Source organism: Planktothrix tepida PCC 9214 (assembly GCF_900009145.1).
GTDB lineage: Bacteria > Cyanobacteriota > Cyanobacteriia > Cyanobacteriales > Microcoleaceae > Planktothrix > Planktothrix tepida.
On record NZ_LN889805.1, the window covers coordinates 1 to 2,076 of the forward strand.

General features: G+C 42.1%; 2 protein-coding genes and 1 pseudogene. 1 reads left to right on the forward strand and 2 read right to left on the reverse strand.

Annotated features, from left to right (window positions below):
• The first annotated feature begins 103 nt into the window (after positions 1–103).
• A complete protein-coding gene (locus PL9214_RS19645; RefSeq protein ID WP_072720476.1) occupies positions 104–682 on the forward strand; it encodes a hypothetical protein in 579 nt (192 codons plus the stop codon).
• 80 nt (positions 683–762) lie between these two features.
• Here PL9214_RS19645 and PL9214_RS19650 read toward each other — a convergent pair.
• Positions 763–1,164 (reverse strand): annotated as a pseudogene (locus tag PL9214_RS19650) (transposase); the annotation flags it as partial.
• A 63-nt stretch (positions 1,165–1,227) separates the two neighbouring features.
• Positions 1,228–2,076, reverse strand: an 849-nt coding sequence (locus PL9214_RS19655) for a Tn3 family transposase (protein ID WP_139295117.1), incomplete at its 5' end; no start/stop codon positions are given.

The window sequence follows — 2,076 nt, forward strand, 5'->3', positions numbered from 1 at the left end:
GTGGGTAGGGGTTGTTTGACTCAGCCTTTAAGAGTGAAAATCTCTTAAGAATCCCCGTCTCTTCAGAGCGGGGAATGTCAATCCATTTGTAAACGCTTTTAATATGACCGTTGAACCTGTCGTTTTATCCAGTCCCACTGTATTTCGCATTTCTGCTGTTATCCGCATCACCTTGTTAAGTCTTTACACTGTGTTGATGCTCCCGTTGCCGTTTTTGGCACAAGCTGTCCAAGCTCCCGTTTCTCCCCTATTCCTGGCGATGGGAATTGGGCTAGGAGCGATCATTGTTTATGGTCTTCTAACAGAACGGGTGATTGTAGATGAGCAGGGAATTCAAGTCACCTATTCCCCTTGGGTTACTGTTCTTCCCCGGTTTCGTAAGGGATGGTCACTTTCCTGGAGTCAGATTAAAGCTTTAAAACCCAGAACTACTGGACAAGGGGGACTGGTTTATTATTTTTTGAGCCAGACGGGAGAGGGCTATTTACTCCCCATGCGAATGGCTGGATTTGCCAAGTTTGTAGCCATCGTTCAAGAAAAAACCGGAATTGATACAACGGATGTACGTCCCTTGGCTCAACCTTGGATGTATTTTATTGTATTTGGGTGTAGTTTATTATTGGGTTTAATGGATATTTGGACAATTTCTACGGCTCTCCATTATCCTCCGTTTAACGGTTAATTCTTAGTCTATTTTTGGCAGGGCTAAGGCTCTAATTAGGGCTTGCTGAAAAAGTAACAGAAAAGGAAACGGATGATTAACTAGCTAATGGAGTTAGAAGGATAAATAACTTTTCTTGGAGGTAAGGAGTTAACAGATAACTTGTCATAATCTATGATCTGAAAAAAGTAATTGAGTAAAAAAATTGACCCCAAAAGCTGTCTAAGAAGGGCAGAGAGATTCATCACTAAAAAAGTAATAGCAATTGCCGTTTCGGAAGTATGAGCTAGTTTATTCATAATGCGATTGAGGCTAAATCTTCTTTTTCCTTGCCCAAATTTGCCCTCAATCGAATTCCGAATTTTTTCATCCTCTAACGCCTGTTTCTTAGTAGATTTACTAAGATTTGCTGGAGGTCTCCCTAACGGGGGGCCACTGATTCTAATTCCTCTTTCTTTACACCAAGCTCTGTTGTCTCTAGTCCGGTAAATTTTATCTACATGGCATCACCGTGCCAAAACGGGAAAATTGTACGCTAAGGTTGAAACCTTTATCCCTCAAGCATTTCAGCGATACCTATTTTCTTTCACCCGCAAAGGGCGTAAGTTGTCAAAACCGCTTGCCTGCTTTAGATTCCAAACATAATCACCTGTAAGATTAATATGCTCCCAACCCAACGGTGACAAATGTTGCAAATATTCTTCAGGAATATCCACACCCTGTTGTTTCAAATAATCAACAGCTTTTTCTAAGTACACCGTATTCCACAAAACTATCGCCGCCACCACCAAATTTAACCCACTGGCACGATAAAATTGATCTTCATAAGAGCGGTCGCGTACCTCACCCAGACGATTAAAAAACACCGCCCTTTTGAGAGTATGTTTTGCCTCACCCTTGTTTAGCCCCGCAGTCGCCCTTCGTCGTAATTCAGGACTCTGCAACCATTCCAAAGTAAACAAAGTTCGCTCAATTCTCCCCAACTCCCGCAAAGCCAAAGCTAAACGATTCTGGCGAGGATAAGAAGCCAATTTCCGCAACATCAAAGAAGCCGTTACCGTCCCCGTGCGAATCGAACTAGCAAGCCGAAGAATCTCATCCCAAGACTCAGAAATCAATTTCACATTAATCTTCCCGCCTAACAGAGGTGATAAAACCTCATCAGAAGAAGTAGACTCAAAAGTGTAAAGTTTCTTATCAGGTAAATCGCGCATTCGTGGAGCAAATTTAAACCCCAACAGATGGCACATAGCAAACACCTGCTCAGTATAGCCGCTTGTATCTGTATAATGCTCCTGAATCTGCAAATCACTTTCATGATAAAGCAAACCATCTAAAACATAAGTAGCATCCCTGACCGTTGCATTAATAACCTTGACATGAAAAGGCACATATTGGTCAGAAATATGCGTGTA